16 protein-coding genes are annotated in these 16941 nt (G+C 74.3%); 4 read left to right on the forward strand and 12 right to left on the reverse strand.

The features are described 5' to 3' along the window. Window positions 1-103: 103 nt before the first annotated feature. Window positions 104-622, reverse strand: coding sequence for a hypothetical protein (locus ACSU6L_RS01440; protein WP_437052706.1), 519 nt, complete (start codon window positions 620-622; stop codon window positions 104-106). 23 nt (window positions 623-645) lie between these two features. Then, window positions 646-831: a hypothetical protein gene (locus ACSU6L_RS01445; RefSeq protein WP_437052708.1), complete on the reverse strand. Its 186-nt coding sequence runs from the start codon at window positions 829-831 to the stop codon at window positions 646-648. Window positions 832-1017: 186 nt separating this feature from the next. On the opposite strand from ACSU6L_RS01445, the gene ACSU6L_RS01450 reads away from it, so the two are divergent. Both ACSU6L_RS01450 and ACSU6L_RS01455 read left to right on the forward strand, forming a co-directional pair. Continuing rightward, complete coding sequence (locus ACSU6L_RS01450; RefSeq protein WP_073939805.1) at window positions 1018-1248, forward strand: DUF397 domain-containing protein; 231 nt, start codon at window positions 1018-1020, stop codon at window positions 1246-1248. A 131-nt stretch (window positions 1249-1379) separates the two neighbouring features. After that, the gene (locus tag ACSU6L_RS01455; RefSeq protein WP_437052710.1) at window positions 1380-2300 is read left to right on the forward strand and encodes a helix-turn-helix domain-containing protein; all 921 of its coding nucleotides are present in this window, start codon (window positions 1380-1382) and stop codon (window positions 2298-2300) included. A gap of 223 nt (window positions 2301-2523) precedes the next feature. Here the strand turns inward: ACSU6L_RS01455 and ACSU6L_RS01460 are convergent, their stop codons facing one another. The 9 genes from ACSU6L_RS01460 to bdeA all read right to left on the reverse strand — a co-directional run bounded on the left by ACSU6L_RS01460 (window position 2524) and on the right by bdeA (window position 14468). Further along, on the reverse strand, window positions 2524-3342 hold the full coding sequence (locus ACSU6L_RS01460) for an SAM-dependent methyltransferase (RefSeq protein ID WP_437052712.1): 819 nt from the start codon (window positions 3340-3342) through the stop codon (window positions 2524-2526). A 147-nt stretch (window positions 3343-3489) separates the two neighbouring features. Then, window positions 3490-4743: an ABC transporter substrate-binding protein gene (locus ACSU6L_RS01465; RefSeq protein ID WP_437052714.1), complete on the reverse strand. Its 1254-nt coding sequence runs from the start codon at window positions 4741-4743 to the stop codon at window positions 3490-3492. Beyond that, on the reverse strand, window positions 4740-5840 hold the full coding sequence (locus tag ACSU6L_RS01470; protein WP_437052716.1) for a branched-chain amino acid ABC transporter permease: 1101 nt from the start codon (window positions 5838-5840) through the stop codon (window positions 4740-4742). The genes ACSU6L_RS01465 and ACSU6L_RS01470 overlap by 4 nt, the downstream gene beginning before the upstream one ends. Beyond that, the gene (locus ACSU6L_RS01475; RefSeq protein ID WP_073939810.1) at window positions 5833-6729 is read right to left on the reverse strand and encodes a branched-chain amino acid ABC transporter permease; all 897 of its coding nucleotides are present in this window, start codon (window positions 6727-6729) and stop codon (window positions 5833-5835) included. The genes ACSU6L_RS01470 and ACSU6L_RS01475 overlap by 8 nt, the downstream gene beginning before the upstream one ends. Next, the gene (locus ACSU6L_RS01480) at window positions 6726-7526 is read right to left on the reverse strand and encodes an ABC transporter ATP-binding protein (protein ID WP_437052719.1); all 801 of its coding nucleotides are present in this window, start codon (window positions 7524-7526) and stop codon (window positions 6726-6728) included. The genes ACSU6L_RS01475 and ACSU6L_RS01480 overlap by 4 nt, the downstream gene beginning before the upstream one ends. Next, window positions 7523-8305: an ABC transporter ATP-binding protein gene (locus ACSU6L_RS01485; protein WP_437052721.1), complete on the reverse strand. Its 783-nt coding sequence runs from the start codon at window positions 8303-8305 to the stop codon at window positions 7523-7525. Before ACSU6L_RS01485 ends, ACSU6L_RS01480 begins: the two co-directional genes overlap by 4 nt. Before the next feature lie 469 nt (window positions 8306-8774). After that, window positions 8775-10055 (reverse strand): PucR family transcriptional regulator, encoded by a 1281-nt coding sequence (locus ACSU6L_RS01490; protein ID WP_437052723.1) that lies wholly within the window; start codon window positions 10053-10055, stop codon window positions 8775-8777. 125 nt (window positions 10056-10180) lie between these two features. Next, the gene (locus ACSU6L_RS01495) at window positions 10181-13372 is read right to left on the reverse strand and encodes a LuxR C-terminal-related transcriptional regulator (RefSeq protein WP_437052725.1); all 3192 of its coding nucleotides are present in this window, start codon (window positions 13370-13372) and stop codon (window positions 10181-10183) included. Between the two features lie 169 nt (window positions 13373-13541). Then, the gene (gene bdeA, locus ACSU6L_RS01500; RefSeq protein WP_437052726.1) at window positions 13542-14468 is read right to left on the reverse strand and encodes a bis(hydroxyethyl) terephthalate hydrolase; all 927 of its coding nucleotides are present in this window, start codon (window positions 14466-14468) and stop codon (window positions 13542-13544) included. A gap of 411 nt (window positions 14469-14879) precedes the next feature. Here bdeA and ACSU6L_RS01505 point away from each other — a divergent pair, with 411 nt between their 5' ends. Further along, a complete protein-coding gene (locus tag ACSU6L_RS01505) occupies window positions 14880-15782 on the forward strand; it encodes a Gfo/Idh/MocA family protein (RefSeq protein WP_437052728.1) in 903 nt (300 codons plus the stop codon). Between the two features lie 204 nt (window positions 15783-15986). After that, window positions 15987-16193, forward strand: coding sequence for a hypothetical protein (locus tag ACSU6L_RS01510; RefSeq protein WP_073939818.1), 207 nt, complete (start codon window positions 15987-15989; stop codon window positions 16191-16193). A gap of 91 nt (window positions 16194-16284) precedes the next feature. Here ACSU6L_RS01510 and ACSU6L_RS01515 read toward each other — a convergent pair whose 3' ends face one another. Beyond that, on the reverse strand, window positions 16285-16788 hold the full coding sequence (locus tag ACSU6L_RS01515) for a DUF5709 domain-containing protein (RefSeq protein WP_073939819.1): 504 nt from the start codon (window positions 16786-16788) through the stop codon (window positions 16285-16287). Between the last annotated feature and the right edge of the window lie 153 nt (window positions 16789-16941).

Consider the following 16941-nt stretch of genomic DNA (forward strand, 5'->3'; position numbering starts at 1 on the left):
TCCGGGTGGCCTTCAGGAAGCGCTTTCTGCCCTGTTCGGCCAGGGGTACACCACCGCGCGGCGGTCGGGTCGGAGTGTCCGCAGCGTGAGACCGGTCGAGGCGCTACACGCCGAGGCAGCGAGCGAGTTCGGTGGTGGCGCGGGCGACCTCGGTGTCCTGCTCGTCCATCAGGGACCCGAGGGTGCCGCGCCGCTCACGCACGGCCTGGCGGGCCGCGCGCTCCCACACCACCGGGTTCTCGCGGCGGTTGAGCAGCTTGGGGTAGGCGCTGGCGGTGTGCTCCCACTGCCGGGCCTCGGCGATGCTGGCGAGCAGCCGGATGATCTGGGGCCGGCAGGAGACGTGGGGCAGTTGGGCCAGCTCCCACAGGAAGGGGACGGTGGCGGCCGTCGCCTGCTCGACGACGAAGCCGTACTGGCAGATACGGTTCCGCAGCTCGCCCAGCGCGGCCGTCGCCGTGTCGGCGCTGCCCCGGGCGATGTCGTCGAGCAGTCCCGGGATGGCGGCGGCGGAGCCGGTGGAGTCCTGGATCTCGTGCCACGGCACATCTCCGAGCGACGCCAGGATCGCGGGGTGCTCGGAGCACTCGGTGCCGGGGTGTCCCGTCGAAGCGGTGCGCATGGCGTGGGGCCTTTCCGCAGCGGTCATGGCAGTAACGAGGGGGTGGTCGGCGACCCGTCCGCCGGCGGTCGGCTTCCGACCTCCGAGCGGCCCGGGGGCGACCAGTCCCGCGGGGTGCCGCCCCGGGTGGCGGCCAGCGCCTCGACCATGCCTTCCGCACCGGTGGTGACCAGCGGTTCGGCGGACCTGTGCTGCGCGGACGAGGGCACGGCAGCTCCCTGATGCGACGTCATGGTCGGGCGTCTCCCAGCGGGTTGACGCGCGGTCTATTATCCACGCCGTCGGCCGTCGCGTGCAATTGCACAAGAAATTGCGCGCGTTTCCGGATAGGCGGCCGATGCGTGGGCACAGACCACGGCGAACCCGAAGGCACCCCCGACACCAGGGAGAGGTCGATGTCACCCGTACCGAACGGAGTACCTGCCAGCACGCTGGACACCCAGTGGATCAAGAGCCGGCACAGCAACGCGGAGGGCAACTGCGTCGAGGTCGCCCCGCTGGCCGACGGCGCCGTCGCCCTGCGCAACTCCCGCGACCCCGACGGGCCCGCCCTCGTGTACACGGCGGCCGAGGTGGCGGCGTTCCTGGCCGGCGCCAAGGACGGGGAGTTCGACCACCTGGTGTGAGGCGCGGGACCCGCGCGAGCCGCGGCGGCGCACCACCGCCAACACCCCGCGCTCACCCGGCATATGCGGCGCCGGGATGCGGGACTGCGCTAAGCTGTCCCTCTCTTCTGCCTGCATTTCCGGGAGTCGGGATGTCCGCCGAGTCGCAACGCGTGGTGCGCCTCCGGCCCTATCTGGACCGGGCCGAACCCGCACCCACCCTGCTGAAGATGCTGGTCGGCGTCCAGTTGGCGGGTCTGCGGGAGGATGCCGGACTGGCCCAGGACCAGGCGGCCCGCGCCCTCGGCTTCAGTCCGGCGAAGCTGTCCAGGATCGAGGCGGGCAAGGGCCGCAAACCTCCGACCGAGACGGACGTTCGGGCCCTGCTGCGGCTGTACGAGGTGGACGAGCACGAGTCGTCCGTCCTGCTGGAGCTGCTGCGCCGGGCCGGGGAGCCGGGCTGGTGGCAGCGGTACGACAAGCGGCTGATGCCGGAGTGGTTCGACCGGCTCGTCGGGCTCCAGGAGGCCGCCGCCGCGATCCGTACCTTCGAGATCCAGTACGTACCGGGTCTCCTCCAGACTCCGGCGTACGCCCAAGCCGTGGTCCGCCGCGGCCTGCCGGTCGCGCCGGAGAAGGAAGTGCTCCGGCGTGTCGAACTGCGCACCCGCCGCGCCGAGTTGCTGGACCGGCCGGACGCCCCGCAGCTGTGGGCGATCGTCGACGAGTCGGTGGTGCTGCGGGTGCTCGGCAGCAAGGCCGTGATGCGCGACCAGCTGACGCATCTGATCGAGATGGCCCAGCGGCCGAATGTCACGCTCCAGGTGGTGCCACTGGACGTCACGAACGCCTCGGCACCCTCCATCCCGATCACCTACCTCCGCTTCGGCGGCCTCGACCTGCCGGACGTCGTCTACCTCGAGCACATCCGCAGCGCGAACTTCCTCGAGGACCGCGACGAGACGGAGGAGTACCGAGTAGCCCTCGACCGCCTCGCCGACGAGGCCCTGACCCCGAAGGACTCGCTGACCCTGCTCAGCGAGACGATGGAGCGGCGCTATCCGGCCGAGTGACGGGCCCGGCTGCCGGAGATCCCGCTAGGGGGTGTCTCGTCGATCAGGCCGGATCAGGGAGCGGCGTCTGGTGCCGTGCATCGCAAGGCGGAGGAGTAGCCGATGCGATGGAGGTCCCCCTGCTCGAGCGGAGCCGAGAAGTTGGGGGAATCGGGGACCGACGACAACGCGGCGAGGCGCGGTGCCAGGCGCCGCGAGCCCGGCGTGATCGGCGAGACATCCCCTAGGGCTTGCGGGCCACTCCGCCGAACTCGATCCACTCGTGGGTGAGCTGACGGGGCGCCACCTCCGAGTCGGGGCGCCAGGTGGAGACCTCGACCAGGCCCGGCTCCAGGATCTCAAGGCCCTCGAACCACTCGGCGACGTCCTTCGGCTCGCGTACGCGGCCCCAGTGGCCCTGGGTGACCTGGTCCATGAAGTCGGTGACGAACTCGCGGACCTCGGGGTCCTCGCTCACCAGCTGGCACATCAGCAGGAAGCTGCCCGGCGCGAGGCGTTCGGTGACGCGGCGGACCACGGCGAGCGGTCCGTCGGTGTCGCTGTCCGGGATGCAGTGGAAGACCGAGTTGAAGAGCACGGCGACCGGCTGGTCGAAGTCGATCAGACGCCGGGTCTCCGGGTGGTCGAGGATCGCCTCGGTCTCGCGCATGTCCGCGTGGATGACGGTGGTGCGCTCGTCCTGCTCCAGCAGTGCGCGGCCGTGGACCAGCACCATCGGGTCGTTGTCGACGTACACCACGTGGGCGCTCGGGTCGTGGCGCTGGGCGACCTGGTGGACGTTGTCCTGGGTCGGCAGGCCGGAGCCGTGGTCGAGGAACTGCCGGATGCCGTGCTCCTCGGCGAGCGTCCGGACGACCCGCTGGAGGAAGCGCCGGTTGTTCAGCGCGAGCCGGCGGGTGCTGGGGACGACCTTGTCCAGTTCCTCGCAGGCCGCGCGGTCCGCGGCGTAGTTGTCCTTGCCGCCGAGGTAGTAGTCGTACATCCGCGCGGCGGTAGGGACGTTGGCGTCGATCTCCGTGGAGAGCTGCTTACCGGTGTTCATGGTTCCCCCAGCTACGTGCCGCGCCGCGCCGCATGGCCTCACAGGCTGCACATCCTAGGGATCCACCGGTGACGGATGCCAGTGGATGGCGGAATCCGCCGGGAAGGTGATCCGTACCGGACCACCTTCCCAATCGCGTTGCCTGTCCTACGAGTTCAGGTAGTCCTCCACGCCCGGCGCGGCGTGCGCCTCCTCCACGACCACCATGTTGCCGACCGCCTTGGCGTCCGGCTTGAGCACGTACGTCTCGACGCTGGCGGGGCGGTCGACCTCGGAGAAGTTCTGCGGGGTGCCGAGGCCGGTGTCGGCGACCTTCCGGGCGCGGTGGGCCTTCACCACGTCCTCCCGGGCCAGGCTGCCCGCCTCGCAGGCCTTCTTCAGGTCGGTGCCGAGCAACTGCGCCGCGTTGTAGCCGGAGAGCACACCGGAGTCGACCGGCGAACCCGGGAACTTCTTCTCGTACGCGGCCACCATCTTCTTGACGCCGGGCAGGTCCGAGCTGACCGCCGGGGCGGCGCTGACTACGTTCAGCATGCCCTCCAGGGCCTTCGCCGCGGGCGTCTTCATCAGCTGGGGCGCGAAGCCGGGGGCGCTGCTCACGATGGGCACGCGCAGTCCGCGCGAGGCGGCGACCCCGGCGAGGGAGGCGGTCTGGGCGGGGCCGGCGCTGATCAGGACCGCCTTCACTCCGGCCTCGCGCAGCGCGGACACCTGGGCGGACAGGTCGGTGTCGGTGGCCTTGATCTTCTGGTCGGCGATCTTCAGACCCGCGCGCTTCGCTGCCCAGGTGGAGCCCTCCAGGGCGTTGGCGCCGTAGTCGCCCTCGAAGTAGACGTGGCCGATGGTGTCGCCCTTCTTCAGGCCCTTGGTGCGGGTGAGGAAGTCGACCGCGGCGATCATGTCGACGTCGTAGGTGGTGCCGATGACCTGCACGGAGTCCTTGCCGAGCAGGGACGCGGCCCAGGCCTGCGGGAAGGTCAGCAGGTCGTCGCGCTCGATGTCGTCGATCAGGGCGGCGACCACCGGGGAGCCGATGACCTGGGGCAGGGCGACGACGTCGGGCGACAGGTCGGCGTAGGCGGTGACGGCCTTCTGGACGTCGTAGCCGTGGTCCTCGACGACGATCTCGACCTTGCGGCCGCAGATGCCGCCGGCCGCGTTGGTCTCGTCGGCCCACATCTTCTGCGCCTGCACGATGCTCTTGCCGAGGGTGGCGTAGGGGCCGGTGAGGTCGGTGAGGGCGCCCAGCCGGATGCGGTCGTCGGTGACGCCGGGGCCGGTCTTGACGCCGTCGGCGGCGGCCTCGGCCTTGCCGTCGTCCGCCTTGGAGCTGCAGCCCGCGAGCAGCAGTGCCGCGACGGCCGAGGCGACCAGGGTCTTGGTGGTGCGGGAGGTGTTCACGGGGTGTGCTCCTTGGGTCGTGCGGGTGAGGCGAGAGCGGGAGTGGCGGGGTCGCGGCGGCGCGCCGTGCGGGCGCGTAGCCGGCGGGCGAGTCCGTGCAGGCCGTCGGGGGCGTACAGGAGGATCAGGACGATCGCGGCGCCGTAGAGGTAGCGGGCGGCCTCGGTGGGGCCGACGGCTCCCCCGGTGCTGCCGGGGGCGGCGACCAGCGGCAGATGGTCCGCGTACCGGGTCATCAGCAGGGGGAGCGCGGTGACGAACACGGCTCCCGCGGTGGCTCCGGCGACCGAGCCGAGACCGCCGATGACGATCATGGCGAGGTAGTCGACGGAGAGGGCGAGTCCGAAGTAGTCGGGCACGATGCGGCGGAAGCCGAGCGCGAGCAGCGCTCCGGCGAGGCCCGCGTACATCGAGGAGACGACGAAGGCGGCCGAGCGGTAGCGGGCCACGTCGACGCCCAGGACGGCGGCCGCGGTCTCGCTGTCGCGTACGGCCACCAGGGCGCGGCCGGGGCGTCCGCGCAGTATGCCGCGGGCGGTGAACCAGGTGAGCGCGAACAGCGCGAGCCCCAGGTACCACAGGCGTTCCTCGGCGCCGAACGGCACGCCCAGCACGACGAGTTCGGGGTCGGTGTCGGCGAAGCTGAAGCCGCCGACGCTCAGCGGCGGGACGGAGCGGCCGTTGAAGCCGCCGGTGACGGAGTCCGCGGTGAGCAGGACGTGGTGGCCGAGGAAGACCAGGGCGAGGGTGGCCACGCCCAGGTAGATGCCCTTGACCCGGCCGGCGACCGGGCTGAACAGGCCGCCCGCGGCTCCGGCGAGCAGCACCGCGAGGACGAGGGCGAGCGCGGGCGGCAGGCCGGGGCCGGGTTCGCCGGCCAGCCAGGCGTAGCCGTAGGCGCCGACGGCGAGGAAGAAGGCGTGGCCGAGGGAGAGCTGGCCGGCGGTGCCCGCCAGCAGTCCGAGGCCGACCGCGCCGATGGCGGCCGCCATGGCGAACAGGCCGATCCGCAGCCAGAAGGCGTCCAGGTAGAACGGGAGGGCGGCGAGGAGCAGGGCGGGCAGCAGGAACCGGCCGCGCTTGAGGAGGTCAGACACGGACCGCTCCCTTCGCGCCGAACAGCCCGGTGGGCCGAACGAGGAGGACGAGGACCATCACGGCGTACGGGGCGACGTCGCCGAAGCCCTCGCCCAGCACGTGCAGTTCGGACTGGTAGCCGGCGACCAGGGCCTCGGTCAGGCCGATCAGGAGGCTGCCCGCCAGGGCGCCGGGCGGGGAGGCCATGCCGCCGAGGATCGCGGCGGGAAAGGCCTTCAGGGCGATCTGCCCGGTGGTGCGTTCCAGGCCGGGCGCCGGGAACGCGGCGAGGAACACGGCGGCGAGCGCGGCGAGCGCCCCGGCCAGGCACCAGGCGAGCATGCGCACCCGGTTCAGCCGTACGCCCATCAGGGCCGCCGCCTCCAGGTCCTCGGACGCGGCCCGCAGCGACAGGCCCCAGGCGGTGTACCGGAAGAGGGCGAAGACCGCGCCGATGACGACGGCGGACACCGCGATCGCGGCGAGGCGGCTGTCGGCGACGGTCACCGAGCCGATCTCGGTGACCGAGTCGCCCCAGGGGTCGCCGAGGGTGAGCAGGTCGCCGCCGATGCGCCGGGCGAGGTCGGTGACCAGGACGATGTCGACGCCGATGGTCACGATGGTCTGCACATGGGCGGCGCGCGGGTCGCGGTCGCCGCCGCGCAGCAGCAGCCGGTCCATGGCGCCGGCCACGAGCCCGGTCACCAGGACGGCCGCCGCGAGGGCGCCGGCGAAGCCGAGGTCGTCGTGGAGTACGGCGGTGAGGTAGCCGCCGAGCAGCAGCAGGGAGCCGTGGGCGAAGTTGAGCACGCCGGACGCCTTGAAGATGACGACGAAGCCGAGCGCGACCAGGGCGTAGACCGCGCCGAGGGCGAGGCCGTTGAGCAGGTGGTCCAGGAAGCCGGTCATGCCGCGTCCTCCCCCGTCTCGCCGGTGCCGAGGTAAGCGCGCAGCACCTCGGGGTCGCGCCGCACCTCCTCGGGGGTGCCGTGGGCGATGGCGCGGCCGAAGTCGAGGACGGTGACCTCGTCGGCGAGCCGCATCACGAGACCCATGTCGTGCTCCACGATCAGGACGGACAGGCCCAGTCGCTCGCGCACGTCCCGGATCACCTCGGCGGTGCGGGCGCGTTCGGCGCCGTTCATGCCGGCCACCGGCTCGTCGAGGAGCAGCACGCGCGGCTCGAGGCAGAGGGCGCGGGCGAACTCCACACGCTTGCGGTCGCCGTAGGACAGGACCGCGACGGGGGTGTCGAAGTGGTCGCCGAGGCCGGTGAGTTCGGCGATCTCGCGGGCGCGTTCCCGGTGCTCGCGCTGTTCGCGCAGCGCGCCGGGCAGGCGCAGGGCACTGGTGGCGAAGCCCGCGCGGGTCAGCGCGTGGCGGCCGAGCATCAGGTTGTCGGCGACGGTGCCCTCGGTGGTGACGATGTTCTGGAAGGTGCGGGCCACGCCCAGGCGGGCGACGCGGTGCGGGGCGAGCCGGGTCAGCTCGGTGCCGCCGAGCCGGACGGTGCCGGACGCGGGGCGGCACAGGCCGGACAGGACGTTGAAGCAGGTGGACTTGCCCGCCCCGTTGGGTCCGATCACCGCGTGCACCGAGCCGGGGGCCACGGTGAAGGAGACGGCGTCGAGGGCGGTGAGACCGGCGAACCGGACGGTGACGTCCTGGACGGCCAGCTCGGGCGGCGAAGTGGCGCGGTCGGTCACGCGGCCCCCTGACCGTCTTCGGACTCGCCGAGGTAGAGGCGGCGTACGGCGTCCGTGCTGGCGAGTTCGTCGGCGGGGCCGGACAGGCGGACCTCGCCGACCTCCAGGACGTAGGCGTGCCGGGCGAGCGACAGCGCCATGCCGGCGTTCTGCTCGACCAGCAGCACGGCCGTGCCCTGCGCGTTGATCTCCCGGATCACGTCGGCGATCCGGTTCACCATCAGCGGGGCGAGGCCGAGGGACGGCTCGTCCAGCAGGAGCAGCCGCGGGGCGGCCATCAGGGCGCGGCCGATCGCCAGCATCTGCTGCTCGCCGCCGGAGAGCAGCCCGGCGGCCTGCCCGGTGCGTTCGGCGAGGCGGGGGAAGAGCGCGAAGACGCGGTCGCGGGACTCGCGGACCTGGGCGGGGCTGCGCCGGCCGAGGCCGAGCCCGCCGGCGCGCAGGTTCTCGTCGACGGTGAGACCGGCGAACACCCGCCTGCCCTCGGGGACCTGGACGACTCCGGCGCGGACCGCGGCGACGGGGTCCTGGCCGTCGAGCTCGGTGTCGCCGTAGCGGACCCGGCCGCCCGTGATCGTGCCGCGGTGCAGGCGCAGCGTGCCGGAGACCGCCCGCAGCAGGGTGGTCTTCCCGGCGCCGTTGGCGCCCAGCAGTGTCACCACGCCGCCGTGCGGGACGGTCAGGGACACCGAGCGGAGTGCGGACAGCGCGCGGCCGTACGTCACGTCGAGGCCGTCGACGTGCAGCGCGGGCTCGTCGTCCGGTGGGCTTTCAGGCATCGCGGCTCCTCGGGTCCGTGCCGCGCGGGCACGGATGTTCGGTGGAAGGGGAGCTCACGACAGCACGGGCGGCGGAGGGCGGTACAGGGTTCTCCGGGTGGTGGGTGCGCGGTCCCAGTCGGCGGGGCGGGGCGTTGTGCGGATGCCCAGGGCGGGGCGGGCACGTGGACCGACTGGCCTACGGCCGACTGCCGACCGCCTACGGCCGACCGCCGACTGCCGGCTGTCGACCGCCTACGGCCGACTGGCGGCTGCCGACTGGCGACCGCCTACGGCTGACTGGCGACTGCTGACTGGCGACTGCTGACTGGCGACTGGCGACTGGCGACTGGCGACTGGCGACTGGCGACAGCGAAGGGGCCGGGCCCCGGCGCGTGCTGCCGGCCGGGCCCGGCCCCTCGGGGCAGGCGTTTCGTCGGGTCGTCGTCAGGTTGTCGTCAGGTTGTCGTCAGTCGTCGTCGGATCGCCGTCAGGGTCGTCCGGGGCGGAGCAGGCGGCGGGCCGTCAGGGCGAGGCTGATCTCGACCAGGTCGGACGGGCGGGCCAGGGAACGTTCGGTCAGCTGCTCGAAGCGGCGCAGGCGGTTGAGGACGGTGTTGCGGTGGCAGTACAGGCGCTCGCCCGCGCGCTGCGCGGAGCCGTCGCAGGCCAGCCAGGTGGCCACGGTGTCCAGCAGGACCTCGCGGTCGGCGGGCTCCACCTGCTCCAGCGGGCCGAGGACCCGGTCGGCGAGGGTGGTGCCGAGTTCGGGGGACGACACGACGAGGGCCGCGGGCAGGTGCTCGGTGAGCCGGATCGTGCCACCGTCCGTGGGGCACATCCGCAGCGCGGTGTCGGCGAGTCTGCGGGCCTCGCCGACGGAGGCCAGCCCGTCCACGGCACCGCCGACGCCGATCCTGGTCCCCGGCCCGCCGGTCGGCTCCGGCACGCCCTCGTCGCCGTCGCGGTCGTCGTCGCCGAGCAGCACGATGCCGTAGTCGACGTCCACGCCCGCGTGCCAGTGGACCCGCGCCCCGCCCCGCACCACGGCGGCGCCCCGGGTGCCGCCGAGGCCGCCGTCGGCGACCGCGACGACGACGTACCGGCCGTGCTCCGGCATCTCCAGGGCCCGCGCAGTCTCCGGCAGGTCGGCGATGCGGCTGGTGCCGTCGAGGAGCGCGGAGGCCAGCAGCCGGACGCGGTTCTCGCGCCGCCAGGTCAGCTGTCGTTCGACCTGCCGGTAGGCGTCGGTGACGATGGTGCAGTGCTCGTCGACGAAGTTCCACACGTCGGCCGCGACATGGACGAGCAGCCGCACGTCCTCCGGCGCCCGCCGGGAGGTCTCCTCGACCAGCCCCTGCCACACCAGTGATCCGCCCAGCCGGAACGCGTGCAGCACCGCGTCCAGCGGCAGGCCCTGCTCGGCGCGGACGGCGCCGATCCGCCACGAGCAGCGGCGGGCCGCGTCGCGGGCGCCGCGCGGGTCGAGCAGCGAGGCCACGCTGTGCCGCAGCGAGCGGTGCGTCTCCTGCCAGACGCCCACCGGGTCGCTCTCCACCGCGGCCCGGTAGGCCGGTTCCTGGTCCTGTACGACGGCCAGCAGCCGGTCGGTCAGCTCGGCCAGGTCGTCCATCAGCACGCGCGCGGCACGGTGCAGGACATGGATGGCGTCCGCGTCGATCAGCGACCGGACGCGCCGGGTGCGTGGCTGCGGTACGGCGGTCGCCGCCGGGCGGGGCGCCGCCGTTCTGGTCCGTACGGCAGGGTGCATCGCGGTCCTCCCCCAGGGTCGGGCTTCACGGCGGCGTCCGGTCCCGGGCCGGCTCCCCGGGTTTGTGCGACGGCCGCCGCCTGACTCGTCCTGCCCGGAAGGATGACATACCGTCCGGTCGGTCCCTAGAGCTGTGCACGGGTCTTTTCCGCCCCGTCGACCAGCCGGGCCAGTTCCAGCCGGGACCGTACCCCGAGCGCGGCGAAGACATTGCGGAGGTGGTAGTCGACGGTGCGGGTGCTGACGGACAGGCTCCGCGCCACCTCCCGGTTGGTGGCGCCCTGGGCGACATGCCGGGCGATCCGCCACTGCTGCGGGGTGAGCCGGGCGAGCGCGCCCCCGCCCGGCCCGCTCCCGCCCGGGGCAGGACCGTTCGTCGCGGCGCCGTTCGCCCGCAGTTCGGCGCGGGTCTGCTCCGCCCAGACCAGGGCCCCGCAGCGGTCGAAGCCGACCAGTGCCGCGCCCAGCCGGTCCCGGGCCTCCCGGGGCCGCCGCCGGCGCCGCAGCCACTTGCCGTACAGCAGCTCGGTACGGGCGCGTTCGAAGTCGCCGCCCGCCTGCTCGTGCAGGGCCAGCGCCCGGTCGTACAGCTCGCCCGCGTGCTCCGGCGGGGCCAGCAGGGCGTGGCAGCGCAGCAGCTGGGCGGGGGCCTGCGGATCGGCGCCGAACCCCGCCCAGGCGGCGAAGTCGGACACCACGGTCCGGGCGGCCTCCGGGCGACCGGCGAGGACCGCGGCCTCCACGAAACAGGGCACGGCCAGCATCCACACCGCGAAGTGCCCCCGCCGGGGCCCCGGGCACACCAGCGGGCCCAGCCGGTCCGCGGCCTCCAGGGGGCGGCCCCGGCCCAGGTCGGCGCGGGCCGCCGCCCACTGGGCCAGGGTGGCCGGCTGCGCCAGACCGTGCGCGCGGGCCGTCGCCAGGGCGGCGGACACGTGCTCGTCGAGGACGGCGGTCTCGCCCTCGATGGACGCCGCCAGGGCCAGTACGGCGTGATGGTGGGCGGCCGTGTTGCGCTGCCCGGTGCGCCGCGCGGCCCGCAGGCCCTCCTCGGCGTGCGTGCGGGCCAGGGCGTGGTGCCCGGCGCGGAGTTCGGCGTAGGCGAGGTATTCCAGGGCCTGCGGGACGAGGGCGGCCGAGCCGCGGGTCCGGGCCGCGGCCAGCGCCCGCGCACCCGCGCGGACCGCGGCGGCCATGTCGCCGAGGACCAGCGCGGCCGCCGCCGACCGCAGCAGCTCCTCGGGTTCCTCGGCGGTGCGGGCCCGCTCCACCACGCGGCGCAGGGGCGCGCCGGCCCGGTCGATGCGGGCGTCGAGCAGGGCGCCGAGGCCGAGCCGGTAGTCGGAGCCGTACGGGGTCCGGGCGGGCCCCGCGCCTTTGCTGCCTTCGCCGCCTTCGCCGCCTTCGCCGCCTTCGCTGCCTTCGCTGCCTTCGCTGCCGGCAAGTGCTTCCCGGCAGGCCGTGATGTCGCCGGCGGCCCAGGCCGCGTCGGCGGCGGCGAGGGCGGCGGCCCCGGCCTGGGCCGGCGCGTCGGCGGTGAGCAGCGCGGCGGCCGACAGCAGGGAGGCGCGGGCGTCCGCGACAGGCCCGTCCCGCAGCTCCGCGATGCCCCGCACCAGCTCGGCCCGGCCGCGCACCGCGTCCGGCGCGGGGCCGCCGCCGGCCTCGGCCAGCAGCCGCAGGGCCCGCCGCGGGCGCCCCGCCAGCAGCGCCTGCTCGGCGGCGGCCGTGTACCGCTCGCGGCGGGCCGGACCGTGCGGGGTCAGTTCGGCGGCTCGGGCGAACGCGGTGGCGCTGAGCCGGTGCGAGGACGTGGTCGCCGCGACCGCCGCCAGCCGTGCCGCGTGCGCGGGCGCCGGGGCGGGTACGGCCCACGCGGCGTGCAGCGATGCCGACGGCTCCTGCCCGTCGGCGCGCAACACCTGTGCGAGGGCTCGGTGCGCCACGCGGCGCCGGTCGGGGGCGGCTCGGGCGTAGACGGCTCTTCGGGAGAGGGGGCCGGTGAAGCGGAGGCGGCCTTCGGTGAGGACGAGGGTGTCGGGGAGAGGGCCGGGAAGGGCGTCAGGGAGGGAGGCGGGGACGGCGTCGGGGAGGGGCGGGTCGGCGGCCGCCGGGTGCCCGCATCCCGTCGGCAGAGGTTCCCGGCCCCTGTGGAGGACGGATACGCCGACCTCGGCGCCGCCGGGCGCACCGCCTGCACCGGCAGCATCGCCGGCACTGTCGGCCCCGCCAGCACCAGCACCGTCAGCCCCGCTGACACCGCCGGCCCTGCCGGCACCGCCCGCCGGGAAACGCTCCCACGCTGCCCGCACCAGCGCGGCACGGGCTTCGGACCGCTCCGGCACGAGAGACACGTCGGCACGGGAGCAGTCCGCGCCCCAAGCCGAGCACCGCCCTGCCTCCCCCACCGGGGCCGCCTCCCCCACCCGACCCGCGTCGCCCCGTAAACCGTCCGCGCCCGCCGACAGCCGTTGCCACGCGGCCCGTACGAGTGCCGCGTCGGCCTCGGGGCGCTCCGCACCCCTCATCGCGGCGGCTGTGAGGAGCAGCAGGTCGTCGGCGGCGGGGGTGGGCGCGAGCGGCCATTCGTCCGTCACGCCGGTGAGGATCCGGGCGTCGGCCAGCGGGCGCGGCGTGTGCTGGCCGCCGGACAGCTGGGCGGGGGTGAGGCGGCGGATCATCGCGAGCAGCAGGGCCGGGTTGCCCTCGGCCTCCTCCAGCAGGTCGTCGCGGAGGACGGGGTCGACGGCTCCGCCGGTCACCTCGTCGAGGAGGGCCGCGGCGGCGGGCGGCGGCAGCGGGTGCAGCGGGAGGGCGGGCAGTCCGGCGAGGTCCCGGTCTGCCGGCCCGGGCCCGGCGGCGGTGACGAGCAGGCCGATCCGTCCGGCCGTGGACAGGCGGCGGGCGGCACGGGCCAGGGCGGTGCGCGACGGGGCGTCCCACATGTGGACGTCGTCCAGGCACACCAGCAGCGGCCTGCTCCCGGCCGCGACGCGGAACGCGTCCAGCAGCGCCTGCGGGGCGGTGCGCGAGTCCAGGGCACCCGTGGGCGGGCGGCCCGCGGCCGTGGCGAGCGCGTGCACACCGCCGTACGGCACGGCGTCCGCCGCGTCGCAGCGGACGTACAGCACCGGCCCGGCCCGGTGGGAGCGGGCGGTCTCGTCGAGGAGTGTGGTGCGGCCGAGTCCGGGCTCGCCGGTCAGGACGAGCACGGCGCTGCCCGTCCCCAGCCGGTCCGCCAGCGCGGCCACGATGCGCCGCTCCGCGCTCCGCCCGTGGATCGGCGAGGCCGTCGGCACGGTCGTGTGTCCGGTCATTCCCGCAACGTTACGCGTGGGTAACGGCAGCCGGAAGGCGGACATCCGCGTCCCGGCGGCCGTCTGTGCCGCCGCCCAACGCGGAGGCCCGCGCCACGTGCGCCCGCACAACGGCCACGGCGGCCGCGCCGGTGGGCGCGACCGCCGTGGTGGCGTGGATGCGGCGGGGTCAGGAGGTGTGCGGGCAGTTGCCGCGGTACTCCTCGATGGTCAGGCTCGGGCGGGGCAGCGGGCACAGGAACTGCTCGTAGCGGGTGTCGTTGTCGATGAAGCGCTTCAGCCAGCTGATGCTGTACTTCGCGATCGTCGTGTCGGAGGTGTTCGGCGTGAAGTGGGTGGCGCCGTTCAGCTCCAGGTACGCCTTGTCCAGGGACGACGGCAGGTTGGTGTAGAAGGGCTCGGCGTGGCTGGCGACCGGTGCGATGGTGTCGCCGTCGGCACCGAAGATCAGGGTGGGGGTCTTGATCTCGGGCCAGGTCTTGTCCAGGTTCCACGGCGTCAGCGGGATCGCGGCCTGCAGGGAGGGTCGGGTCTTGGCCGCCTCCAGGCTGCCGCCGCCGCCCATCGAGTGGCCCATCACGCCGAGCCGGGTGGCGTCGACGCGGCTGCGGACGGAGCTGCGCTGGGTGAGGTAGTCCAGCGCGGCGAGCAGCTGGTCGCCCCGGGAGTCCGGCTGGTCCACCGTCGTGTTGGTGTCGATGGTGAAGACCACGAAGCCCTGGGAGGCCAGTCGCGGGCCCAGCCACGCGATCGAGGACTCGTAGGCGGTGAAACCGGGCGAGATGGCCACGGCGCCGAAGGTGCCGTCCGCGGTGCTGGTCGGGTAGTAGATGGTGCCGCCGCCGAAGCCGGTCACCGACAGCGACGAGACCGAGGTCTGCGACACGGCGTACGGGCCGCGCAGGGCCTCGATGCTGGCCTCGGTCGGCGCCGGGCCGCGCTCGTAGGGGTTGTCGGCGGCGTGGGCGCCGGTGCCGCTGAGGGTGCTGAGTCCGATCAGGGCCGCGGTCGCCGCGGCGAGTCCGGTGAGGCGGCCGGTGCGGCGGTGCCGGCGGGGGGCTGGGGAGTCGGCGCGGTGCTGCGGGTGCTGCTGCACGTCGAGTCGTCCTCTCTGTCGTGCGCGTTCGGGGTGTGGGGTCTGCCGTCGGGGACGGCTCGCCCACTGTCGACGCGGCACCGCGCGGTGGGCACCGGCAAAATCACCGGCCTCGTGGTGCAGCCGGATCCCGCCCGGACCGGGTCGGCGCTTCAGCCGATCGGGTTGCGCACAGGCCCGGTCGGTGTGGCACGTTCGCCGGGCCGGGCGCCGACGGCACCGGCCATGAGGACGCTCGGCAGAGGACTCGGCAGCGGACTCGGCAGGGGATTCGGCAGCGGATTCGACAGTGAGTTCGACTGCAGATTGGGCAGTGGACTCGGCAGTACATTCGGCAGATCGGCAGATTCGGCAGATTCGGCAGATTCGGCAGATTCGGCAGTGGATTCGACACTGCGGAGAGGCGGCGGCATGCGCATCGGACTGCTCGGTACCGGCCCTTGGGCCCGGATGGCCCACGCACCCGCCCTCGCCGGGCATGACGCGGTCGACTTCGTGGGGGTGTGGGGGCGGCGGCCGGACGCCGCGAAGGAACTCGCGGACCACTACGGCGTGCGGGCCTACGACGACGTGGACGCGCTGCTGGCCGAGGTGGACGCGGTGGCCGTGGCACTGCCGCCGGACGTGCAGGCGGAACTGGCGGTGCGGGCGGCGCGGGCGGGCCGCCATCTGCTGCTGGACAAACCGCTCGCCGTCGCGCCGGAGCGGGCGCGTGCCGTGGTCGAGGCCGCCGGGGAGACCGGGGTGGCCTCCGTCGTGTTCTTCACGACCCGGTTCGGCGCCGACACCGAGTCCTGGATCACCGAACAGGCGGGAACCGACGGCTGGTTCACGGCCCGCGCCCAGTGGCTCGCGGCACTGTTCGCCCCCGGGTCCGGTGGCCGGCCCGCCGGTGACAGCCCGTTCGCGGCGTCTCCGTGGCGGCGGGAGAACGGCGCCCTGTGGGACATCGGTCCGCACGCCCTGTCCGTGCTGCTGCCCGTGCTCGGCGACGCACGGCGGGTGGCGGCCGCGGCACCCGGCCCCGGCGACACCGTGCACCTGGTCCTCGACCACACCGGCGGCGCGTCCAGCACCGTCACGCTGAGCCTGACCGCTCCGCCGGAGGCGGCGGGCGCCACCGTCGAACTGCGCGGCAGCGCCGGGGTGGCCGTCCTCCCGGACGGCGACGAGGGGATCGTCCAGACGCTCGCCCGCGCCGTGGACGCCCTGCGCGAGGCCGCCGACACCGGCCGCCCGCACGCCTGCGACGCGGCGTTCGCCCTCCGCGTCACGGAGATCCTGGCGGAGGCGGAGGCCCTGCTCGGCTCATAGCCTTCGGCGTCGCCCTCTGGAATCCCTGAGACCGCCCATCTGAAATCCCTGAGATCCCCCATCTGGAATCCCTGGCGCGCGCCGCCGCGAGGCGGTTGGCCCGGCGCTTCCGGATGCACTGTGCGCTCCCTGGGTGAATGGTGTTATCAGTCCCGTTGACACCACCGGGGCCGCAAGAACGAACCGGACCGAGGAGCGGAGATCATGTCGACGTCACAATCCGGCGCGTCCCGGCCGTCCCAGGACCGCGCCACCCCGGACAGCCTGCTCCACGCCCGCACCGGCACCGACGTGTCGCCGGAGGACCTGGTGCTGGCCTCCGGCAAGGACCTCACCCCGCACAACCTGGAGTGGGCCAAGCGCAAGCTGGCGCAGGAAGGGCCCGCCGCCCTCGACAAGCTCCTGCCCTGAGCCGGCCACCCGGCGAAAACCGCCCCCCGACGCGGGTCCGTTCCGCATCGGGGGGCCTCCGTGTCAGGGGGATCCCGTAAGGACGGGTGCGTCAGGGCGCCTCCTCGTCCGACGGCGTCGTCATGTCGTCGGACGTGATGTGCATGGCCGCCTCCTCGGCGCTGGCGGCACCCCCGTCGATCCCCACGTCCTCGGCGATCTCCTCCTTCGTCGCGTCGGCGTGCGCGCCTTCGTCCGGTGCGACCAGGCGTCCGGCGCGGTCGCCGCCCGCCTCCGGGTCGACGGGTTCCCCCTCGCCGCCGGGCAGGTCGCCGATGTCGTCGCCGGCGACCTCGGGGGCGTCGGGCACCTCCTGGGCGAGCCGCTGGTCGAGGGTCTCGCCCTCGTGCTGCTCGGCGGCCGTCGTGCCGTACTTGGTGACGCCGAGCGGCTTCTCCGGCGGGGAGTAGCCCTCGTCGAGAGTGTCGTCGTAGGTCCGTTCGTCGACCGCGTCCTGCAGGTCGAGGGGTGCGGCGTCCTCCTGCTCCTCGTTGGTGCCGGTGGGCTGGTAGGCGTCGTCCGCCATCGGTTCGGGCGTGCGGTCCGGGTCGCCCATGACTTCCTCCCTGTCGCGTCGCGGCGCGGCTCGTCGGTGTCGTTGTCATCCGCCTCTCCGCGTTTCCCGATCCACGCCCTCCAACCGGCGGTGCTCGTCACACCGGAGGCGCCGCCGGCCCCGGTGGCCCTGGTCATAGGATCTGGGTGGGCT

It is taken from the genome of Streptomyces sp. enrichment culture (assembly GCF_964272855.1).
GTDB lineage: Bacteria > Actinomycetota > Actinomycetes > Streptomycetales > Streptomycetaceae > Streptomyces.